The 19,841-nt window shown below is 67.1% G+C and carries 18 protein-coding genes; 8 read left to right on the forward strand and 10 right to left on the reverse strand.

Annotated features, from left to right (window positions below):
- Positions 1-115: 115 nt before the first annotated feature.
- Complete coding sequence (locus tag AC5RU7_RS07830; protein ID WP_494051790.1) at positions 116-1,015, reverse strand: DUF817 domain-containing protein; 900 nt, start codon at positions 1,013-1,015, stop codon at positions 116-118.
- The gene (locus AC5RU7_RS07835) at positions 1,008-1,826 is read right to left on the reverse strand and encodes an oxygenase MpaB family protein (RefSeq protein ID WP_494051791.1); all 819 of its coding nucleotides are present in this window, start codon (positions 1,824-1,826) and stop codon (positions 1,008-1,010) included. The genes AC5RU7_RS07830 and AC5RU7_RS07835 overlap by 8 nt, the downstream gene beginning before the upstream one ends.
- 196 nt (positions 1,827-2,022) lie before the next feature.
- On the opposite strand from AC5RU7_RS07835, the gene AC5RU7_RS07840 reads away from it, so the two are divergent.
- Positions 2,023-3,471: an HNH endonuclease gene (locus AC5RU7_RS07840; RefSeq protein ID WP_494051792.1), complete on the forward strand. Its 1,449-nt coding sequence runs from the start codon at positions 2,023-2,025 to the stop codon at positions 3,469-3,471.
- Positions 3,472-3,586: 115 nt separating this feature from the next.
- Positions 3,587-4,009 carry a universal stress protein gene (locus AC5RU7_RS07845; RefSeq protein WP_494051793.1) on the forward strand — a complete coding sequence of 141 codons (423 nt, stop codon included), beginning with the start codon at positions 3,587-3,589 and terminating at the stop codon, positions 4,007-4,009.
- Positions 4,010-4,131: 122 nt separating this feature from the next.
- Here the strand turns inward: AC5RU7_RS07845 and AC5RU7_RS07850 are convergent, their stop codons facing one another.
- Positions 4,132-4,770 carry a GOLPH3/VPS74 family protein gene (locus tag AC5RU7_RS07850; RefSeq protein ID WP_494051794.1) on the reverse strand — a complete coding sequence of 213 codons (639 nt, stop codon included), beginning with the start codon at positions 4,768-4,770 and terminating at the stop codon, positions 4,132-4,134.
- A 150-nt stretch (positions 4,771-4,920) separates the two neighbouring features.
- Here AC5RU7_RS07850 and AC5RU7_RS07855 point away from each other — a divergent pair, with 150 nt between their 5' ends.
- Genes AC5RU7_RS07855 through AC5RU7_RS07875 form a run of 5 tightly spaced genes read left to right on the forward strand, consistent with a single transcriptional unit; the run spans position 4,921 to position 10,976 of the window.
- Positions 4,921-5,826 (forward strand): MurR/RpiR family transcriptional regulator, encoded by a 906-nt coding sequence (locus tag AC5RU7_RS07855; protein ID WP_494051795.1) that lies wholly within the window; start codon positions 4,921-4,923, stop codon positions 5,824-5,826.
- 31 nt (positions 5,827-5,857) lie between these two features.
- On the forward strand, positions 5,858-6,769 hold the full coding sequence (locus tag AC5RU7_RS07860; RefSeq protein WP_494051796.1) for an NAD(P)-dependent oxidoreductase: 912 nt from the start codon (positions 5,858-5,860) through the stop codon (positions 6,767-6,769).
- Positions 6,770-6,801: 32 nt separating this feature from the next.
- Complete coding sequence (locus tag AC5RU7_RS07865) at positions 6,802-8,349, forward strand: aldehyde dehydrogenase family protein (protein ID WP_494051797.1); 1,548 nt, start codon at positions 6,802-6,804, stop codon at positions 8,347-8,349.
- A gap of 30 nt (positions 8,350-8,379) precedes the next feature.
- On the forward strand, positions 8,380-9,606 hold the full coding sequence (locus AC5RU7_RS07870) for an amidohydrolase (RefSeq protein ID WP_494051798.1): 1,227 nt from the start codon (positions 8,380-8,382) through the stop codon (positions 9,604-9,606).
- Positions 9,603-10,976: a DUF3100 domain-containing protein gene (locus AC5RU7_RS07875; protein ID WP_494051799.1), complete on the forward strand. Its 1,374-nt coding sequence runs from the start codon at positions 9,603-9,605 to the stop codon at positions 10,974-10,976. The genes AC5RU7_RS07870 and AC5RU7_RS07875 overlap by 4 nt, the downstream gene beginning before the upstream one ends.
- A 208-nt stretch (positions 10,977-11,184) precedes the next feature.
- Here the strand turns inward: AC5RU7_RS07875 and AC5RU7_RS07880 are convergent, their stop codons facing one another.
- From AC5RU7_RS07880 to AC5RU7_RS07895, 4 genes are all read right to left on the reverse strand, one after another.
- Positions 11,185-11,394 carry a hypothetical protein gene (locus AC5RU7_RS07880; protein WP_494051800.1) on the reverse strand — a complete coding sequence of 70 codons (210 nt, stop codon included), beginning with the start codon at positions 11,392-11,394 and terminating at the stop codon, positions 11,185-11,187.
- A complete protein-coding gene (locus tag AC5RU7_RS07885) occupies positions 11,391-11,585 on the reverse strand; it encodes a hypothetical protein (RefSeq protein WP_494051801.1) in 195 nt (64 codons plus the stop codon). The genes AC5RU7_RS07880 and AC5RU7_RS07885 overlap by 4 nt, the downstream gene beginning before the upstream one ends.
- A 97-nt stretch (positions 11,586-11,682) precedes the next feature.
- On the reverse strand, positions 11,683-12,630 hold the full coding sequence (locus AC5RU7_RS07890; protein ID WP_494051802.1) for a polysaccharide deacetylase family protein: 948 nt from the start codon (positions 12,628-12,630) through the stop codon (positions 11,683-11,685).
- Between the two features lie 56 nt (positions 12,631-12,686).
- The gene (locus AC5RU7_RS07895) at positions 12,687-14,222 is read right to left on the reverse strand and encodes a purine-cytosine permease family protein (RefSeq protein WP_494051803.1); all 1,536 of its coding nucleotides are present in this window, start codon (positions 14,220-14,222) and stop codon (positions 12,687-12,689) included.
- Positions 14,223-14,328: 106 nt separating this feature from the next.
- On the opposite strand from AC5RU7_RS07895, the gene AC5RU7_RS07900 reads away from it, so the two are divergent.
- Entirely contained in the window at positions 14,329-15,897 is a 1,569-nt protein-coding gene (locus AC5RU7_RS07900; RefSeq protein WP_494051804.1) for a PucR family transcriptional regulator, read from the forward strand.
- A gap of 9 nt (positions 15,898-15,906) precedes the next feature.
- On the opposite strand, the gene AC5RU7_RS07905 is transcribed toward AC5RU7_RS07900, so the two are convergent.
- From AC5RU7_RS07905 to AC5RU7_RS07915, 3 genes are all read right to left on the reverse strand, one after another.
- A complete protein-coding gene (locus AC5RU7_RS07905) occupies positions 15,907-16,743 on the reverse strand; it encodes an IclR family transcriptional regulator (RefSeq protein ID WP_494051805.1) in 837 nt (278 codons plus the stop codon).
- 72 nt (positions 16,744-16,815) lie between these two features.
- Positions 16,816-18,069, reverse strand: coding sequence for a M24 family metallopeptidase (locus AC5RU7_RS07910; protein WP_494009541.1), 1,254 nt, complete (start codon positions 18,067-18,069; stop codon positions 16,816-16,818).
- Between the two features lie 51 nt (positions 18,070-18,120).
- Positions 18,121-19,476 carry an MFS transporter gene (locus AC5RU7_RS07915; protein ID WP_494009542.1) on the reverse strand — a complete coding sequence of 452 codons (1,356 nt, stop codon included), beginning with the start codon at positions 19,474-19,476 and terminating at the stop codon, positions 18,121-18,123.
- Positions 19,477-19,841 lie beyond the last annotated feature (365 nt).

Genomic DNA, 19,841 nt, shown 5'->3' on the forward strand with positions numbered 1-19,841 from the left:
ACGCCGGGGCCTTCTTGCTGCTGATGACGGATGTAGTGGCGTCCACAGCCTTCATCAAACCCCGGGGCCAAAGTTCCAGCGAGGGCCCTGCTGAAACGGGTTATGGCAGTGCCCCTTACTGCCGCACCTTTGCTGCCGCCGGGACTTCCCGCCGTCGTCCGTCTTCGTCCTCCGGCGGTTGGGGTTTGTAGACCCAGGCCACCAGCACCACCGAGATGATCATCAGCAGGAACCACGCCACGAGCTTTTCCAGCCCCACAGGGTGCCAGCCGGCCAGCTGGCTCGGGTACAGCCAGGCTCCGGACCAGGTGGCGATGTTCTCCGCGATCCAGATGAACAGCGCCACCAGCAGGAACGCGGCCACCAGCGGCATGCGGAACTGCCTGCGGAACACCCGGAAGTGCATGACGCACCGCCCATAAATGATGACGACGGCGGCCAGCAGCAGCCAGCGTAGGTCCCAGATGTAGTGGTGGGTGAAGAAATTCGCGTAGATGGCCGCGCCCAGGACCGCTGTGATCCAGCGCCGGGGGTACGCCGCGAAACGGAGGTCGAACAGCCGGTAGACCCGGACCATGTAGGAACCCACAGCGGCGTACATGAAGCCGCTGAACAGGGGCACCGCGCCGATGCGCAGGAATCCCTCGGCCTCGTAGGACCAGGAGCCGGCGTCGGTCTTGAACAGCTCCATCACGGTACCCACGATGTGGAACAGGATGATCACCCGCAGTTCGCGGAGTGTCTCCAGCTTGAACAGCACCATGAGGACCTGGATGGCGACAGCGGCGAGGGTCAGGAAATCATTCCGGGCCAGGGCCGCGGTGTCCGGGTACCAGAGCCGTGCGGCCATCAGGACGGCGAGGAGCGTGGCACCGAAGATGCACGCCCAGCCCTGCTTGAGGCCGAACACCGCAAACTCGGTGAGTTTCGCTCTAGAGCCGCCGGTAGGGGCGGTGGCCAGGAAGCGGCGGGCGCGTTCATCGATCCGCTGCTCAACTGAAGTGGAACTACGCACTGGCTCCCTGACGCTGTATGGGCTGGCGGTTCTTGCGAAGGTCTTTATCAAGTTCGGCCAGGCAGTAGTCCTTGAACCAGTGCCTGATTCGCCGCGGAAGCCGGGGATACGCCACGGCCAGGACCTTCATGGTGCGGTCGAACCGGCGCTGCCGGCGCTCATTCCACGGCAGGCCGAAGTCTTCACGGAGTTGCTCCGGCAGGAGCCCGGCGGTGAGGAACCTGGCGGACGGAATGATGGCGCGGTACCAGAGTGCTGTGTGCTTGGGATAGAGAAGCCCGCGGCCCACCCGCAGGCCGCCGGCCTCCGCCCGCAGCGTGGAAATACGCCCGTTCCAGTAGCGGCGGAAGGCGTCCCGGTCTGCCGGCCATAGCTCCCGGGGCAGCTGCAGGGCCGTCCCGATCCGTGCGTAGTCCTGGTACATCGCATCGGCTGATTCGTCGTCGAGCGGGCCGTAGATCTTCTCGATGATGGTCACCGCGGTGTCATAGAGCGTGGCAACCACCCAGAGCTGGAGTTCCGGATCGTAGGCGTTGTAGCCAGGCGATGCCTCGGAATCGGCTTTGCGGACGGGCACGTGGGCGAGGTTCACCCTGCGCCGGACCTCTTTCACCTGCTCGTCGGTGCCGTAGACGATGGCGTAGACATAGGTCAGTGTGCCCTTGAGCCTGTTGACCGGGCGGCCGACAAACGAGCTGTGCTCGTCCACGCCGCGCCCCACGGCGGGGTCTGCAAGCTGCAGCAGCAGCGCCCTTCCCGCCCCCGCGAGCAGGATGGTTTCTGCGCCGTAGTCGGCCATTCCTCGCACCATTTCAACAGGCTACCGGAGGGGGCATCAACGGACGATGCCGGATGCCCGGCATGTGGAAACCCACCTTGGTGTTTGGGGCTGCTGATTTCGCGGCATCGGTTGTAGCGTGGAGCTCCTCTAATCCCGTTGACCGCGGTTTTCCACATAGCGTTCTTGCCTGAACCGGATCGTCAGGCGTCGCTGGAAGACTCTATTCATGGAGGCGGTTGGGGCAGCGGCAGGGCCGAAGAACGGTACGGTGGCGGGGCATTGTGGTGTCGCCGCGATCGCCGATGCCCTGGCGATCCTGGCTGCTGTGCCTGTCGCCTCTGATGGTGCGGGGATGATCGGGCAGTTGCGTCAGTTGGAGGATCTGAAGTCCCTGGCCGCCGCCCGGCAGGCCGAGATCGCTGTTGCCTTTGATGTGTACCAGCGGCGGGAGCAGGCCGCGGCCGGTGTCCCCGCCGAGGAGCGGGGCACGGGTGTTGCTGCCCAGATTGCGTTGGCACGCCGGGAATCCCCCGCCCGGGGCGGACGACTTCTTGGGATGGCGAAGGCGCTCACGGGGATGCCGCGGACGTTCACGGCGTTCAGGTCCGGGCAGCTGAACGAGTGGCGGACCACCCTGGTGGTGAAAGAGACAGCCTGCCTGACCACCGAGGACCGGGCAGCGGTCGATGAGGAACTCGCCGCCGATACCGGCACTTTCGACGGGGCCGGGGACCGCGCCATCACTAACGCCGTCCGCACCGCGGCCTACCGGCGTGACCCGCGTTCTGTTGCGAAGCGAGCAGCCCATGCTGTGACGGAGCGGACAGTGTCGTTGCGGCCGGCTCCGGACACCATGACGTACCTGACCGCGCTTCTGCCCGTCGCCCAGGGCGTGGCCGCCTACGCCGCGCTGGCCCGGGACGCCGATGCTGCCCGGTCGGCGGGGGAGGCACGGACCCGCGGGCAGGTCATGGCTGACACCCTGGTTGAACGGGTCACCGGCACCCGGGGCGGGATCACCGGCATCGAGCTCCAGGTCGTCATGACCGACCGGGCCCTGTTCCAGGGCGACAGCGCCCCGGCCAGGATCCCCGGCTACGGCATCATCCCCGCCGAAACCGCCCGCACCCTCCTCCTCGACGCAAGGAAAGCTGGCAGGGCGAACGCGGCTGCAGCCGACACCGAAACCAGCACCAGCACCGGCACCGGCACCGGAGCGCATGACAGGCAAGACCTGGCCCTCTGGGTCCGTCGGCTTTTCACCGCACCCGGAGCGGGAGAACTGGTCGCGATGGACTTACGGGCCAGGCTCTTCCCGGCAGGGCTCAAACGCTTCCTCCAGGTCCGGGATGACACCTGCCGCACACCGTACTGCGACGCGCCCATCCGCCACCACGACCACATCACCGCTTGGCACAACGGCGGAACCACCACCGCGAAGAATGGCCAAGGGCTCTGCGAAGCCTGCAACCACACCAAAGAAGCCCTAGGCTGGACAGCAAAACCGCTACTGACACCGGGCCTCCGGCACACAGTCCAAACCCGGACACCCACCGGGCATCTCTACCGATCAACGGCACCCCCGCTCCCCGGGACTCCATGGCGCGCTGCAGGTGCATCCTCCAGCCGGCAACGCAAAATTGCGCCCTTATTTGAACCAAGCGGAGGGCCCTGACTAACCTGCAGGGGGCAGGCCAGGCCTCCGTGGTCCGTTGATTGCAGTGTGTCCTCTAGTAAGGTCGGGCACGGGGAAGGACGCCAGGAACACCAACGAGCAAAGGGGCAACATCATGAGTGGAGTAGTGGTTGTAGGGGTGGATGCCAGCGCGTCCGCGAGGAAAGCAGCGGAAATGGCCCTGGATCTGGCCGAATCGCTGAGAGCCTCGCTGCACGTGGTGACCGCCTTTGATGTCGACAAGGCTGAGACGTTCGGCGCCGGGTCCGACCAGGTCCGGATCTCGAAGGCAGACAGCGCCGAAATCGTGGCACAGGAACTGTCCAGGGCCCGTCCCGGCGTGCAGGTGACCCACTCCGCGGCCCGGGGCAAGCCCGCAGACGCCCTGATCAAGGAAGCCATGCGCCTGGACGCGAAGCTGATCGTGGTGGGCAACCGGAGGATGCGCGGCATCGGCCGGCTCCTGGGCAGCGTGGCCAACAGCGTGGCGCACAACGCCCCGTGCGACGTCTACATCGCCAACACCTACGAAGATTAGGCTCGCCACCCAATCACGGGACCCCTCATAACAAAGGAATCTTAGAGGCGGACGGCCGCGGAACTTTTCCGCCGCCGTCCGCCTCTGCCGTTGTTTGCCCTTGTGGCGAGCCCCGGCCATCCCTAGCTTGCGGCTTCCGCCTCCACCACCCTGATCATGCGGATTTCCTCAGCTACCGCATGCGAGGGCCAATGGTCGGCGGCCAGCTCCCTGGCCCGGCTGCGATTGGCGTCCGGGAACAGCCTGTCCAGGAGTCCCGTCACTGACGCCAGGGCGGTCAGGGCATTAGTCCGGGCATCGGCCCCGCCGCCGCGCAGGGCCTCGTCGATCTGCTTGAGGAGGGCCGCTTCCGGGGCGTGGTCCTTCTCCGGGTACCGCGTGGTGCGAAACAAGCCAAGGTGCTTTTCGCCCACGTGGTCCACGATGCCGCGCACCGCCATTCCCTCGTAGATCCGGTGCACCACGGCACGGCTCTCCAGGATGGACACCCAGCGCTTGGGCGTGTGCGGCCGCGCCTTATGGCGGATCAGATCCAGCTGCTCGTGGTAGTCGGACTCCACGTCGACGCCGGTGGCCCAGACGTGTTTGCCCCGCAGCTCAATGGCGCCGAGCAGATCAAGCTCAGCCAAAATCGCCCCCGCCACACCGGCCTGGAGGACGGGCTGCGGCACCTCGGGCTCGCCGTCGGTGTCGTTGGTAGCCAAGAGAAGGAATGCCTGGGGAAGGCTCAGGTCCCAGGCCTTCGGAGTTTGAGCATCCATATGTCCATGGTCCCGCTGCCGGGCGCTTACCACAACGAGGATTTAGACGGCTGAAACCCATAACCACTAGCCGCAAGAAGAATTGCAGAGTACATTTAATGCAATTCAACTTGCAGCGTGATCTGCGTTACAGGAAACAGGTTCCGTCCCTTGAACTCGAATGCCGCAGCAGTGGAAGCCGCCGACGCCGACGCAGGAGTTCCCGGTTCCACCGACAGCTCCCAGGCATGGCTTGGCGACGCGCTTCCGGACGTCCCGCTGACCAAATCCCAGAGCCGGGTGGTGGAAGTTATCGCCCGCAATCCCCAGCTCTCCTCCTACGCGGACATCGCCGAGATCGCGAAGCGCGCGGACGTCAACAGCTCCACCGTGGTCCGGGCGGCCCAGCACCTGGGCTACCGCGGCTGGCCGGACCTGCAGCGGGAACTGCGGTCGCGGTACCTGGTGATGATCTCCACCGAGGACACGCTCACCGAACACGGCGAACACCGCAGCCCGCTCCACGACGCCCTGAACCACGACATCGAAAACCTCCGCCTGACGCTCGACTCCAATACCGCGGACGACGCCGAGGCGGCCATCGCGGCGATGGCCGCCGCCACGTCCATCACCGTCGTCGGAATTGGCTCCTTTGCCGGCCCCGCCAGCGTGATGGCCCACCTCGGCGCCACCATGGGCTACCCCATCTCCCTCGAGAACCGGGGCGGCGTGCACCTGGCGTCCAGCACCAACACCCTGGGCAAGGGCGACGTGCTGGTGGTTATCAACATGTGGCGCTCCGTCAAGCAGATCATCCTGGCTGCCGAAGCGGCCAAGCAGGCCGGTGCCACGGTCATCGCCATCAGCGACATGCGCCGCGGCCGGCTGGCAGCGGCGGCTGACCACCTCCTGGTGGTGGCTTCCGAAGGGATTTCCTTCTTCCAGTCCGTCACCGCCGCGAACTCCCTGGTCTACGGCCTGCTCGCCGGGATGGAGGCGGCGCATCCCGAGCGGAGCCGCGCAGCCATCCGGCGAACGCAGCAGCTGTGGAAAGACCTTGACATCTATATCGACTGACACCGCTACCCAGACTTTCAGGAGTACCCCCATGAACCACACGAACAGCCGTCGGATCGCCGTCATCGGCCTCGGCGCCATGGGCGGGGCAATGGCCTCGACCCTGCACAAGGCAGGCTGGGAGGTCACCGGGTTCGACCCCTTCGACGGCGCCCGCGCTGCCGCAGAAGCAGCTGGCATCGCCACCACCGCCAACCTCCGTGACGTTGCCGGCACCCCCTACGCGGTGCTCTCCCTCCCCGCGGCCAGCATCGTGGAGACCACCGTCCCGCAACTTCTCGCCGCACCCGGAACCATAGCCATCATCGACACCACTACCTCCGAACCCGCCACCAGCAAGCAGATGGCAGAACTCGCCGCGGCAAAGGGAGCGGCCTTCGTTGACGCCCCGGTGTCGGGCGGCCGTGACGGCGCCGCCACCGGATCCTTGAGCGCGTTCGTTGGGGCCACCGACGCCGCACTCGCCGCCGCCGAACCTGTCCTGCTCGCCCTCACCGGCGGCAAGTACAGCCACATCGGCGGCCCCGGCAGCGGTAACGTGGTCAAGCTCCTCAACAACGTGCTGGCGGCCGCCAACCTGGTTTCCGTGGGTGAGGCCTTGGGTGTTGCCAAGGCCTACGGCATCGACCCGGCCAAAGCCGCGGCCAGCATCAGCGAAGCCTCCGGCGGCAGCAAGGTTTCCGCCGCCATGTACCCCAACTGGGTCCTCACCGGCACCCACGATTCCGGCTTCTCGATGGGCCTGATGGCCCGGGACGCCGCCCTCGCGGTGGACGTCGCCGCACAGATCGGCGAAACGCCGTCTCTGCTCGCCGCCGTCGCCAGCCAGTGGCAGGAAGCCCTGGCAATCCTCGGCCCGCGCGCCGACTTTACCGAAATCGCCCGCACCGTTGCCCCGGCGGTCACTCCGGCGGGCGCCCCGGGCACCACCCCCGCCGCCTGAACCCAAGCGCACATCATCTAAGGACCCCCACCTTGACCATCACCACAGCCCCAACCTCGTCCTCGGCAGGCACCGCCAAGGCAGTCTTGGACGCCTCGTTCCCCGCCGGCCTCGGCTCGTTCGTCGACGGCCGGGTCCTGGCCGGCAGCGGCGAAAGCATCACCCTCACCGCCGCGGCGACCGGCGAAGCCTTCGCCACGTTCGCCGACGCCGGCGCCGAGGGTGCCGAAGCCATCCTCGAAAGCGCGACGGAGGGCGCCGCCACGTGGGGCGCGATGAGCGGCTTTGAGCGGGCGGCCATCCTGCGGGATGTCAGCCGTGCCGTGGAGGAGCACGCCGAGGAACTGGCCATCCTCGAATCGGCCACCACGGGCAAGCCCATCCGCGATGCCCGGGTGGAAGCGGTGAAAGTGGCCGAAATGTTCGGCTACTACTCGGGCTGGGCGGACAAGCTCACCGGCCAGACCATTCCCGTCCCGGGCAACTGGCACACCTACACGGAGCGGGTGCCGTGGGGCGTCGTGGTTGCCATCACCCCGTGGAACGCCCCGATGTTCACGGCCGGATGGAACTCGGCCGCGCCCCTGGCTGCCGGCAACGCCGTCATCATCAAGCCCAGCGAGTTCACTCCGGCCTCCTCCGTCCGGTTGGCCCAAATCGCGCACGATGCCGGGCTGCCGCCCGGCGTGTTCAATGTTGCCGCCGGGCTGGGCCAGACGGTGGGCGCCACCCTGACCACGGACTGGCGGGTGGGCAAGGTCAGCTTCATCGGCTCCGTCCCCACCGGCCGCCGGGTGGCAGTGGCCGCCGCGCAGGCAGGGATTCCCGCCCTGCTGGAACTCGGCGGCAAGAGCGCCAACATCGTCTTCGCCGACGCCGACCTGGACCGGGCGGCCGACGGCGCCGTCTCGGCCATTTTCTCCGGCGCCGGGCAGTCCTGCGTGGCGGGGTCGCGCCTGCTGGTGGAACGGAGCGTGCATGCCCAGTTCGTCGACATGGTGGCCGCCAAGGCAGCCCGGCTGCGGGTGGGCGACCCGCTGCACGCGGACACCGAGGTGGGCCCCATCATCACCGCCCAGCAGTTCGCCACCGTCACCACGCTCATCCAGGCAGGAATGAGCGACGGCGGCCGCCGGGTTACCGGGGCCACTCTGCCGAAGGAACTGGCCGGGTCCGGGCTCGCCGGCGGGCACTGGGTGATGCCCACCCTGCTGGACGGTGTCACCCCCGCGAACCGGCTCGAAACCACTGAGGTGTTCGGCCCCGTGGTGGGCGCCGACGCGTTCGACACCGAAGCCGAGGCGATTGCCCGGGCCAACAACACCAACTTCGGCCTGGCCGGCGCGGTGTGGACCTCGGACGTCTCCCGTGCCCATCATGTGGCCCGCGAGGTGAAGGCCGGCACGTTCTGGATCAACTCGTACAAGACCATCCACGTGGCGGTCCCGTTCGGCGGCTTCGCCGATTCCGGCCACGGCCGCTCCTCCGGTCCCGGCGTGCTGGACGAGTACACCCAGACCAAGGCCATCTGGGTGCCCACCCGCGCGGCAGGTTCCCCGTTCCCGTCGCTGTCCTACTAAAGCCACCCAACAGAACAGGCAGGCGCTTCTATGGAACTGACTGACACAACCCCAGCGCTGGGTGCCCTGCGCAGCGCCTTGGCGGACGGCGTCGAACACTGGAAACCGCGGGTGCAGGCGGTAGCGAGGGAAATCCACGCCCTCAAGGAAATCTCGTTCGAGGAGGTCCGCTCGTCTGCGGCCCTCGCGGCCCTGCTGGAAGAGGGCGGCTTCGAGGTGGAACGCGGCACCGGCGGGCTGCCCACGGCCTTTACGGCGAGCGCCGGCACCGGTGAGCTCACCGTGGCGTTGTGCGTGGAGTACGACGCGCTTCCGAACATCGGGCACGCCTGCGGGCACAACCTGATCGCCGGCGCATCGGTAGGCGCCGCCCTGGCGCTGCGGCCATTCGTGGACGAACTGGGCATCACGCTGAAGGCCATCGGCACACCCGCGGAAGAGCACGGCGGCGGAAAGGCACTGATGCTGGAACGCGGAGTGTTCGACGGCGTCGGGCTGGCTTTGATGGTCCACCCTGTCCAGGACGGGATCACGTACAACCCCGCCGGCACCAGCGCGCAGGCAGTGGGCAGGTACAAGGTGACGTTCACGGGCAAGGCTGCGCACGCGGCCGCGGCCCCGCACCAGGCAGTGAACGCGGCCGACGCCGCCGTGCTGAGCCAGGTGGCCATCGGCCTGCTCCGGCAACAGATCCCCGGCGACCACCGGATAGCCTGCTACGTTGCCGAAGCCGGGCACGTCACCAACATCATCCCCGAGCGGGCCGTGGTGGAGTTTGAGTGCCGGGCCTTCACCCTGCCGGAGTTCCACGCCCTGCTGGAGCGGGTCCGCCGCTGCTTCGAGGGCGCGGCGCTGGCCACCGGAACCACGCTGGTTTTCGAGGACACCGAACCGCTCTACGAGCCGCTGCTGCAGGACGACGACCTGGCGGCGCACTGGACCGGGGCGATGGCTTCCTTCGGCAAGGACACGACGCCGTCGGCCGGCCTGGGCGGCGGATCCACGGACATGGGCAACATTTCCCAGGTGATCCCGTCACTGCATCCCTGGCTGAGCATTCCCGGTGCGGACGTGCCCATCCATTCGCATGCGTTTGCCGCGCTTGCGGACACTTCCGAGGCGTACGGCGTGATGTTCGAGGCAGCCACCGCGCTGGCCTGGACGGTCGCGGGAGCCGCCTCAACCCCCACCCAACGCGAACGCTTCACCCAAGCGGCGTACCGCCGTCGTTCTTTCACCCAGGAAGGCACATCATGAGCACCACCAAAGCGGCCAGGATTGACAAGGCCGGCACCAAGCTCACGGTCCCGATCGCCGCCCTCGCATTCGTGATCGCCCTCGCCGTCCAGTTCATCGGCCAGGCGAAGATCGACCTGGGCATCGGCGCCATCATCATCTTCCCCATGGTCTGGGGCCTCATCCTGGGCCTGCTGGTCTCGGTCCAGAAGTTCAAGCCGCTGGGCCTTGACCTGCAGCGCGTCGCGGCCGCCCTGGTGGGCGTCGCAGTGCTGCTGCTCGTGGCGCGGCTCGCGTTCAATATCGGGCCGAGCCTGCCCACCCTGCTGAAGGCTGGCCCCGCCCTGCTGCTCCAGGAGGTGGGCCACCTGCTGGGCACCATTGCGCTGGCCCTCCCCCTGGCCGTGCTGCTGCGGATGGGCAAGGCGACGGTTGGCGCCACCTTCTCGCTGGACCGTGAGCCGTCCTTCGCCATGGTGTCGGAAAAGTACGGGCCGGACTCGGACCAGTACCGCGGCGTGCTGGCCATGTACGTGTTCGGCACGCTCTTCGGGGCCGTGTTCATCACGCTGCTGACGTCCCTCGTGGCCAACTGGAAGATCTTCGATCCGCTGGCCCTGGCCATGGGCGCCGGCGTGGGATCCGGTTCCATGATGGCGGCGTCGGCGGCGAGCATTGTGGCCGCCTACCCGGCGGACCAGGAGGCCATCCTGGGCATGGCCGCGGTGTCCAACCTGATCACCACCGTGCTGGGAGTTTACGTAGGCATCTACATCGCCCTGCCGCTGGCGGACAAGTTCTACCGGGCGCTGACCCGCAAGCAGGAAGCCCGGCAGGCTGCTGCCGTAACGGCCGGAGCACCGGCGGAACGCACCGCCGCGGACCTGGACCGCGAGGCTGCGCAGGCGGAGGAGAACCGGCGGTTCCGCGAGCGCGTTGCCGAGTCCTCCGCCGCGATCCGGCTTCCCCTGTGGCTGTCCCTGTCAGTGCTGACCATCCTGGGAATCGGCACGGCCTCGGTGGCTGCCAAGGGCTTCAGCCTGGACATTGTGGCCGGGTACGCCGTCATGCTTGGCCTGGTGCTGCTCAGCATCGCGCTGGCCAAGGCCACCCGGAAGATCTCGGCCATCGTGTTTATCACCACCATCGGTGCGTACATTTCCAGCCCGTGGTTCTTCGGGGCCGAGCCGCTCAGCGCCGCGGTCAAGACCGTTGACTTCCTGTCCATCGCCACGGTGATGCTGACGCTCGCGGGCCTGTCCCTCGGCAAGGACATCCCGCTGCTGAAGAACATCGGCTGGAAGATCATCCCCGTGGGCCTGGTGGCCATCACGGCATCGTTCCTGCTTTCCACGGTGATTGCCGAGTTTGCGCTGGGGCTCTGGCAGTAGGGCACGGCGCGCGCCGCTTCGCGCGGCAAGGCATGCGGACGGCGGCGGGGCTCCCGCCGCCGTCCGCATCGCCATCTATTGCGGGGCGCGGGCCACCTGGACCACCGGTATGACTCCTGGCGGAGCCATGCGCCCAACACGGCCAGCGCACTAGCCCAGGTTGTTCCCTGCCGTTTCGTGCCCGCCCTTAAATACTAGGCAGGGGTACTCAGGTTGACGCGTCCCGTTCGATTTCCTCGGCGAGCTCGTCCACGTCTTCGGGGCGCATGTCGATGCCCTCCTCCTCCAGGCGTTCCTCGAGCACGTGGCTGACATCGTCCTGCACATGACCCAGGTGGATCTCGTCCTTGATCTCCTCCGCGATGGTTTCCGGAGTGGCGATGTGGGAGCTTTCATGCAGGTTGTCGTCGTCATTCACTGGGGGTCCCCTTCCGGCTCGTCCTCGTGCTGCTGATTCTTATGGCGCGCCTCCTGGAGGTGCTGTTCCAGCTTTTCCTCCGCCTCACGGCGGCGCTGGCCCACTGTACGTATCTGGTCCGTGGTGGGTGCCGTATGCGCATGCAGGTGCGGGCCTGCGTCGTTCGGGCCGCCAGTCTTTTTCTCTTGCATAGTGACATCGTCCCACCCGGCAGGGGCGGCGGGAAGGCGCAGGAGGCGGACGACGGCGGTGCATGCCCGCCGTCGTCCGCCCACCTTTTCTGCGGTCCTACTTCAGCGCGCCCTCCCGCACCGTCGCGGGTTCCAGGCGGGCGCCGGCGCCCGGGTAGGTGGGCACGTCGATCCGGCCGTGCGTGTGGACCGCGTCAACGGCTGCCTTGGTGTGAAGCGCGATCTCCTCCATGGTGGTCACCCACATGCCCTCCATGCCCTTGACCCGCTCGATCAGCTGCTCCAGCGCCACGGCTTTGGACGGCCGGCCGGAGATGAACGGGTGGTTGGTCAGGACGAAGCAGCTGCCCTGGGAATGGTGCGCCTCGGCCTCGAGCGTCCACATCTCCAGCACCTTGGCCGGGCTTTCGATCACGCCGCTGCCGGTCACCCCGGGATAGAAGGCGTACTGCTCCCAGTCATCCAGGGCCCAGTCCACGGGGATCTCCACAATGTCCCGGGGATCATCGGCGGCGACCGCCATGCGGTAGGGGGCATCGCCGTCGAGCAGGCTGGAATCGTAGAGGAAGCCGCGGTCCGCCAGCAGCCCGGGCGAGTGCCAGTTCAGCTCCCACCACGGCGCCCGGTACCCCACCGGACGGATCCCCGCCACCTTGGCAAGCGCCTCCAGGCCCCGGTCCAGGTAGCGGGCCTCCGTGGCGGCGTCGATCCCCTGCATCGGCTCGTGGAGGTAACCGTGGTGTGCCACCTCGTGTCCGCCGTCCACGATCGCGCGGACCACGTCCGGGTAGGACTCGGCGGTGAAGCCGGGGATGAAGAACGTTGCCCGGATGTCCTGCCGCTCCAGCATCTTCAGGAGCCGCGGCACCGCCACCTTGGGCCCGTAGGACTGGTGGGTCATCAGCGACATCCGCCGGGTGCTGGCGGGGTCGTGGGCAATGGTGCAGGACTCGGCGTCCACGTCGAAGGTGAAGGATGCTGCAGCCTTGAAGCCCTCAGGCCAGGTCATGGGATGCAGGAGGTCCGCGATGGCGGGCTGGTTCACGATGGATCCTTTCGGCGGGCGCAGCAGGCGCGCCCGCCCGGGTGTAGCGGAGGAAGTTAGAGGACGGGGAGGACGGCGGTGGTGCCGCTGCCCTCGGATTTGGAAGCGGCGGGGCTCTTGAGGCCGATGTAGCCGACGTGGGCCCGGGGACCGAGGACCGCGTAGACGCCGGCGCTGGTCAGGCCGCCTGCCAGCCAGGACAGGTCCCAGCCGCCCAGGGCCACGGCGATGGGGCCCTGCATGACGGGGATGAGCCCGTACATGAACAGCCAGGTGGCGAAGATGCCGGCCAGGAGGGAGGTGACGCCCGCCCAGTTGACGCCGGGAAGCCGGTGGGTGCCCACGCCGTCGAACAGCCGCTCGGGGTCACCCGGCCAGCGCTTGTCCAGCCAGAAGTAATGCACCAGCATGACCCCGCCCCAGGCGGCAACCCAGGCCACCAGGCCGATCAGCCAGGCGTCCAGGACCGCTGCGAAGTCCTCCTGGAAGATGAAGAAGACGACGGCGATGAGCGAGAAGACGCCGACGAACAGGTTCAGCTTGCGCCGGCTGATGGAGATGTCCAGCGCCTGCGTCGCCACGGAGAAGGTGTAGATGTTCAGGATGTTTGTGGCGATGGGTCCGTGGAGCACCATCAGCAGCACCGGCAGTGCCAGGACGCCGAAGTTCTGCACAATGAGCTTGCCGGGATCAACCTCGCCGCTGTTCGTTGCCAGGCTGGCGCCCAGGACGCCCAGCCAGACCACCGGGATGAACTGGCCCAGGACGGAGGCCAGGTAGACCTTTTTCTTGGGAACTTCGGTGCTGACAAAGCGGGAGTAGTCCGCGGCGTAGGTGAACCAGGTGATGCCCCAGCCGATGCCGATGGCCGTCATCACGGCGCTCATGGCCGCAATTCGTTCCGAGCCTTCAAGGATGTTGCCGGCAGGCCCGGCGTAGCCCCAGTCGATCTCCATGCCGAACCAGGCCACGGCGGACATGACGGCCAGGATAACGATGGTGGGTGGGACGGTCCACTTTTCGAAGGCGGCGATGGCCTTGTAGCCGAACCAGGCGATGGCCACCTGGGCCGCCATGATGCCGGTGGCAACCGCGATCTTCCAGGCGTAGTTCTGCGCGTTCGGGTCCACCCAGCCGAGGGTGCCGAAGAGGGCCATCACCAGGTCCAGGATGATCCAGGTGTTGACGGCGCACCAGCCGATGACCAGCAGGGCCTGGATGGCGGCGGGAAGATAGTTGCCCCTCCGGCCGAAGGCTGCGCGGGCCAGGACCATGCCGGTGGCGCCGGTCTTCTGGCCCAGGAGGACGAAGCAGCCGAACAGGAGCATGCCGATCAGGTTGCCGAGCACCAGGACAGTCACGGTGTCCGCGAACCCCAGTCCCAGGTGGATTCCGAGGGCGCCGAGCACCCAGTTAATGGGTGCCAGGTTGGCGCCCGCCCAGATCCAGAACTGGCCGGAGACCTTGCGGGTGCGCGCGGACTCGGGGATGGGCTGGAGCCAGGCCTCGTGGTCTTCGGAGTGGCCTTGCGTGCTCTGGGTTCCTGCGGCAGCAGCGCGTCTTTGCGCTGCTGAAGAAAGCTTTTCTTGCATGGGAGCCTCCATGAGGTGAATGAGTACCTCAAGGCTATGTGGCCCCCATCACAAGCAACAAGATACGATGTGTCTAACAGATGCCTCTAGTACCGTACGGAATGTCATGTCAGTCTCCCTTGGCGAAATCCTCGCCCACCCCGTCCTTTCCGCCGCCGATCCCGTGGTGCACTCCGCTGGCCTTTCAGCGGACCTGCCCGTCCGCTGGGTCCACTCCAGCGAAGTGCTGGACATCGCTCCCCTGCTGCGCGGCGGCGAGCTGCTCCTGTGCGGCGGCATCACGCTGGCGTCCGCAACGCCGGAGAAACGCGCCGCCTACGTGCGCGATCTTGCCCAGCGCGGCATCGCCGCGCTGGCGGTGGAGACCGGCGGCGTCCTGCCGGAGATCCCGCCGGCCATGCTGGAGGCGGCGCGGGAGCACGGCCTGGCCGTGGTGGAGCTGCGGAAAGTGGTGCCGTTCGTCGGCATCATGCAGGCCATCAACTCCATCCTGGTGAGCGAATCCGCGGGCCACCTGCAGCAGGCCGATGCCGCCACCCGCGCCATGGCTGCCGAGTTGGCCCACGGCGCGTCGCTGGACCAGATCCTGGGCGTGCTGGCGGGCATCATCAGTTCGGCCGTCAGCCTCGTCTCGCCCTGGGGCGTCGCCCTGGGCAGCGCCGTCCCCGCCGGCTGGCAGGAAAAGGACGACGACGGCAGCAGCCCGGGCGGGCCGGAGCACCTTACGGACACGGCCGCCCGGACGGTAATCAACGTGGATATCCCTGTGCGCGGCGTGCTGATGGGCCGGCTGGAGATCGAGATCCCGGCCGGCGTGGACGCCGGCCTGGCCCGCGTGGCCGGTGACCGCGCCGTCGACATCCTGGGTTTGGCACTCCTGCAGCACACCCCACCCGGGCTGCATGCCCAGGCCGGCGCGGAACTCATGCGGGCAGTCCTGACGGTCGCGCCCGCCTGGCGGCTGGAGCAGCTGGCTCCGGCCGCCGGGTTCCCGCCGGAATCCCCTGCCGTAGTGGCCGCCATTCACGCGGCGGCGCCGCAGAAACTCCGCCGCGCCATCGAATCGTTCCTGAGCTCCAGCCGGATTCCCAGTGCCGCGTACCAGGACGACGCGGAGCTCGTGGTGATGATGGCCCTCGTCGGGACCGATGCCACCGGCGGACGGCGCAAGCTCCTGGAGTCCCTGCAGGGGCTGGACGGTGACCAGGATGCCACGATTGCCCTGGGGCCGCCGGCAGGCACGGTGGCGGAGGCTGCCTGGTCGCTGGCGGAAGCACGCCGCGCCCTGGATGTCCGCCAGATCCGGCGCCGGAACGCGTCAGCGCGGAGGCGGCACCCGTCCCATGGGCTGGTGGTGCTGGATGCCGAGGACACCGCCGTGGAGAGCCTAGCGTTGAAGGGCATCAACACATCGGTCCGGGACGCGTTCGTGAACCGGCAGCTGCGGGCCATCCTGGACCATGATGCACAGCGCCAGTCGCAGCTGCTGGAGACCCTGCAGGTGTGGCTGGACTCCGGGTGCAACACGGCGCAGTCGGCGCGGGAACTGCACCTGGAACGGCAGTCGATGCACCACCGGCTGCAGCGGATCTTCGAGCTGTGCGGCGGCGATCCCCGCGGCACGGGCAGGCTGGCGGCGCTGCACCTGGCGGTGCGGATGGCGGGCCTGCCTTAGGGCACCGGCCTAACCGGCGGCGACGGCGCGTCCGCCCAGGCGGGTGGTCACCTGCGCAGCCGCAGCGACGCAGGCCTCGGCCAGGTTCTCCAGCCGCTCGCGGGAGACGCGGAAACGCGGCGCGGGTATGAGTACGACGGCCACAACGTCCCCGCGGTGGTCGAAGGCGGGCGCGGCAACCCCCACCTCGTCCATGGAGGATTCGCCGTAGTTTTCCGCCCAACCACGGCCCGCAACTTCCTTTAGCCGGGCCTCGTAGGCGGCCAGGCCGGCGTCGTCCATTCCGGGGAAGGTAATGGTTCCGCTGCGGAGCAGTTCGCGGACGCGTTCGGTGGGCAGGGTTGAGAGGAAGACCTGCACGGAGGCGCTCATGGCGTCCCGGTAGCGGGCGCCGAGGGGCGTGGTGTGCTTGATCTGGTGGTGGCTGGCGATTTGTTCCACGCAGATGGCTTCGTCGCCGTTCCAGAGCATGAGCGCGCTGGTTTCGCCGGTCTGCTCGGTGAGCCGGCGGAGGACCGGGTAGGCCACGCGGCGTTCCTCCATCTCCGCCAGCAGCGGCCCGGCCACGGCGATCAACCCAAGGCCCAGGCGGAAGCGGCGGGTTTCCGGGTCGCGTTCCACCAGGTTTTCCTGCTCCAGGGTGGCCAAAATCCGGGAGACGGAACTCTTGTGCATGCCCACGCGGTTGGCGATTTCGGTGACGCCCAGCAGCGGCTCGTCGGCGGTGAAGGTGCGCAGCACGGCGATGGCATTGACGACGACGGAGGCGCCTTTCGTGTCCGCACTTCCGTTGGTGCCGTTGACGTCGGTTTCTTTGGCTGCTGCTGGAGTCATGGTAGGCATCATCTTTCCTTATCTTCGCCGGAGACGCCGAAAGCGGCGCCGCGTGGACCGCAGCGCCGCCTGGGTGTTGGGCGCTTACGCGCCGATGATGTTGTGCTCGGGGCCGAACGGGAACTTGGTGATGTTCTCCACGCTGTCCTCGCCCACCACCAGGATGTCGTGCTCGCGGTAGCCGCCGGCGCCGGGCTGGCCGTCCAGGACCGTGAGCATCGGTTCCATGGAAACCACCATGCCGGGCTCCAGGACGGTGTCGATGTCCTCGCGGAGCTCGAGTCCGGCTTCGCGGCCGTAGTAGTGGCTGAGGACGCCGAAGGAGTGTCCGTAGCCGAAGGTGCGGTTGGCCAGCAGGCCGTGGCTGATGTAGATCTCGTTCAGCTCGGCGGCGATGTCCTTGCACACGGCGCCGGGCTTGATGAGTTCCAGGCCGCGCTTGTGGACCTCAACGTTGATGTTCCACAGCTCCAGGGACCGCTCGTCCGGCTGGCCGAGGAAGAGCGTGCGCTCCAGGGCCGTGTAGTAGCCGGAGGTCATCGGGAAGCAGTTCAGGGACAGGATGTCGCCCTGCTGCAGCTTCCGGGTGGTGGCCCAGTTGTGGGCGCCGTCGGTGTTGATGCCGGACTGGAACCACACCCAGGTGTCGCGGACTTCCCGGTCCGGGAAGGTCCTGGCGATCTCGTGCACCATGGCCTCGGTGCCGATCAGGGCCACCTCGTACTCGGTGATGCCCTCGCGGATCGCGGCGCGGATGGCCTCGCCGCCGAGGTCGCCGATGCGGGCGCCGTGCTTGATGACCTCGATCTCCTCGGCGGACTTGAACATGCGCTGGCGCATGGCGTCCTGGGAGACGTCCAGGAGTTCGGCGCCCGGGAAGGCGGCGGCGATCTTCTCGCGGGTCAGGCCCGGCAGGAAGTCGTCCTCGACGCCGAGCCGGTTCGCCTTGACGCCGCGCTGGCGCAGGGCCTCCTGCAGGCCGAAGTAGAAGTTGTCGCGGCGCCAGTCCGTGTACACGATGTTCTCGCCGTACGAGGTGCGCCACGGCATGCCGGCGTCGATGTTGGCGGTGACCGTGACGGAGTCGTTGGCGGTGACCACCAGGGCGTAGTTGCGGCCGAACGTGGTGTACAGGAAATCGGAGTAGTACTTGATGCCGTGGTAGCTGGTGAGGATGACCGCGTCCAGGTCCTTGGCGGCCATGATCTGGCGGAGGCCGCGCAGGCGGCGCTCGAATTCTGCATCAGAGAACGTGAGCTTGCCCTTGGTGCCGTTGTGGAGGACCTTGAGGCGCTCGAGTTCGGCGATGGAGGAAGCGTTGTCGAAGGTGGTGGTCATGGGGTGTTGCCTTTCTATCGTGCGTTTGATGCGTGTTGGTTTGGAAGGAAGCTATTCGTGGCGCAGGGGTTCTTTGCCGGTTTCCCTGGAGAGAGCCACGGCCACCAGGGAGACGACGGCGGCAGCTACGAGGTACCAGGCCGGAGCCAGGTCGCTGGCGGTGGCCGCAATGAGCAGCGTTGCCATGAATGGAGCCGTGCCGCCGAAGAGGGCGTTGGACAAGTTGAAGCTCACGGCGAAGCCGCTGTAGCGGACGCGGGTTGGGAACATTTCCGCCAGGAAGCTGGGCAGGGTGCCGTCGTTGAGGGTGAGCATGGCGCCGAGGAGGACCTGAACCAGGACGATGACCAGGAAGTTTCCGGTCCCCAGCAGCGCGAAGGCAGGGACGGTCAGGACGATGAAGGCGATGGACGCGCTGATGAGCACCTTCTTGCGCCCGTACCGGTCCGAGAGCATGCCCGTAAGGAAGATGAAGCCGATGTAGGTGATCAGCGCGATGGTTGTGGCCAGGAATGACTCGGTTTCGCCCAAGCCCAGCTCCGAGGACAGGTACGTGGGCATGTAGCTGAGGATCACGTAGAAGCCGACGGCGTTGAGCAGCACCGCACCGACGGCCTGCAGCAGCTGCCGCCAGTGGTTCCGGAACAGGCTGGACACGGGCGCCTTGTCAGCATGGTCCTCGGCGGCCAGTTCACGGAATACCGGGGTGTCTTCGAGCTTGTTCCGGATATACCGGCCAATGAGGCCCATCGGGGCTGCCAAGAGGAACGGAAGCCGCCAGCCCCAGCTGTGCAATGCTTCGGCGGACAATAGGGTTGTGAGCAGGCCGGCGATCAGTGAACCGAGGAGCAGGCCGGCGGCGGTGCTGGCCGGTACCACCGCAGCGTAGAGGCCACGTTTGCCCGCAGGGGCGTACTCCACCAGGAAGGCTGACGCCCCGGCGTATTCACCGGACGCGGAAAAGCCTTGGACAACCCTGATGATCAGGAGCAGGACAGGCGCCCAGATACCAATCGTGTCGTAGCCGGGGATCAGCGCTATGCAGAACGTTGCTCCGGACATGATCAGGATGGACAGCGAGAGGGCTGTCCGCCGCCCCACCTTGTCTCCGATGTGTCCCCAGACGAACCCGCCCAGCGGGCGGACCAGGAATGAAATCGCGAAGAGGGCGAACGTCAGCAGGAGGCCGGTCTGGGGATCCGATTCGGGAAAAAAGACCGTCGCGATCGTGACGGCGAGGTAGCCGTAGACCGCGTAGTCAAACCATTCCACGAAGTTGCCAATGAAGCTGGCCGTGACCACCCGGCGGCGAACGTCCTTGTTCGCCGTCGGTGCAGGGTTCAGGGCAGCGGTGTTGGCATTGTTGGCAAGCACCTCTGCCCCGGCCGGGGTTGATTCGTTACTCATGTGACCACCAAGAAAATTTGGAGTTGCATTCTTTGCAACCTTGTTGCTCAAAGGTAGATCGTGATGTGCGGCACAGTCAAGGGCTCAAAGGAAAGTTGTTCTTCGGTTATTCCGACGATATCACCAGCCCGGCTTGCAGCCCGCGCTGTCCCATGCGTTGCTTGGAATGCAACCGCGTTGCCACATAAGCGCTCTTGGGCATCAGAATGACGGACCGAGATCCTGTTTCAGGAGGCGCACCGGTACCCTCTTCCGCGATACGCTCTGGCAAGGCAACTACTAAGGATGCTTAGTATTAAAGGGCGTGTCTTACCGACGACAACCGGAGGACTCCGGGGAAGGGGCAACCATGGCATCGGTTCCAG

It is taken from the genome of Arthrobacter sp. K410C (assembly GCF_059090105.1).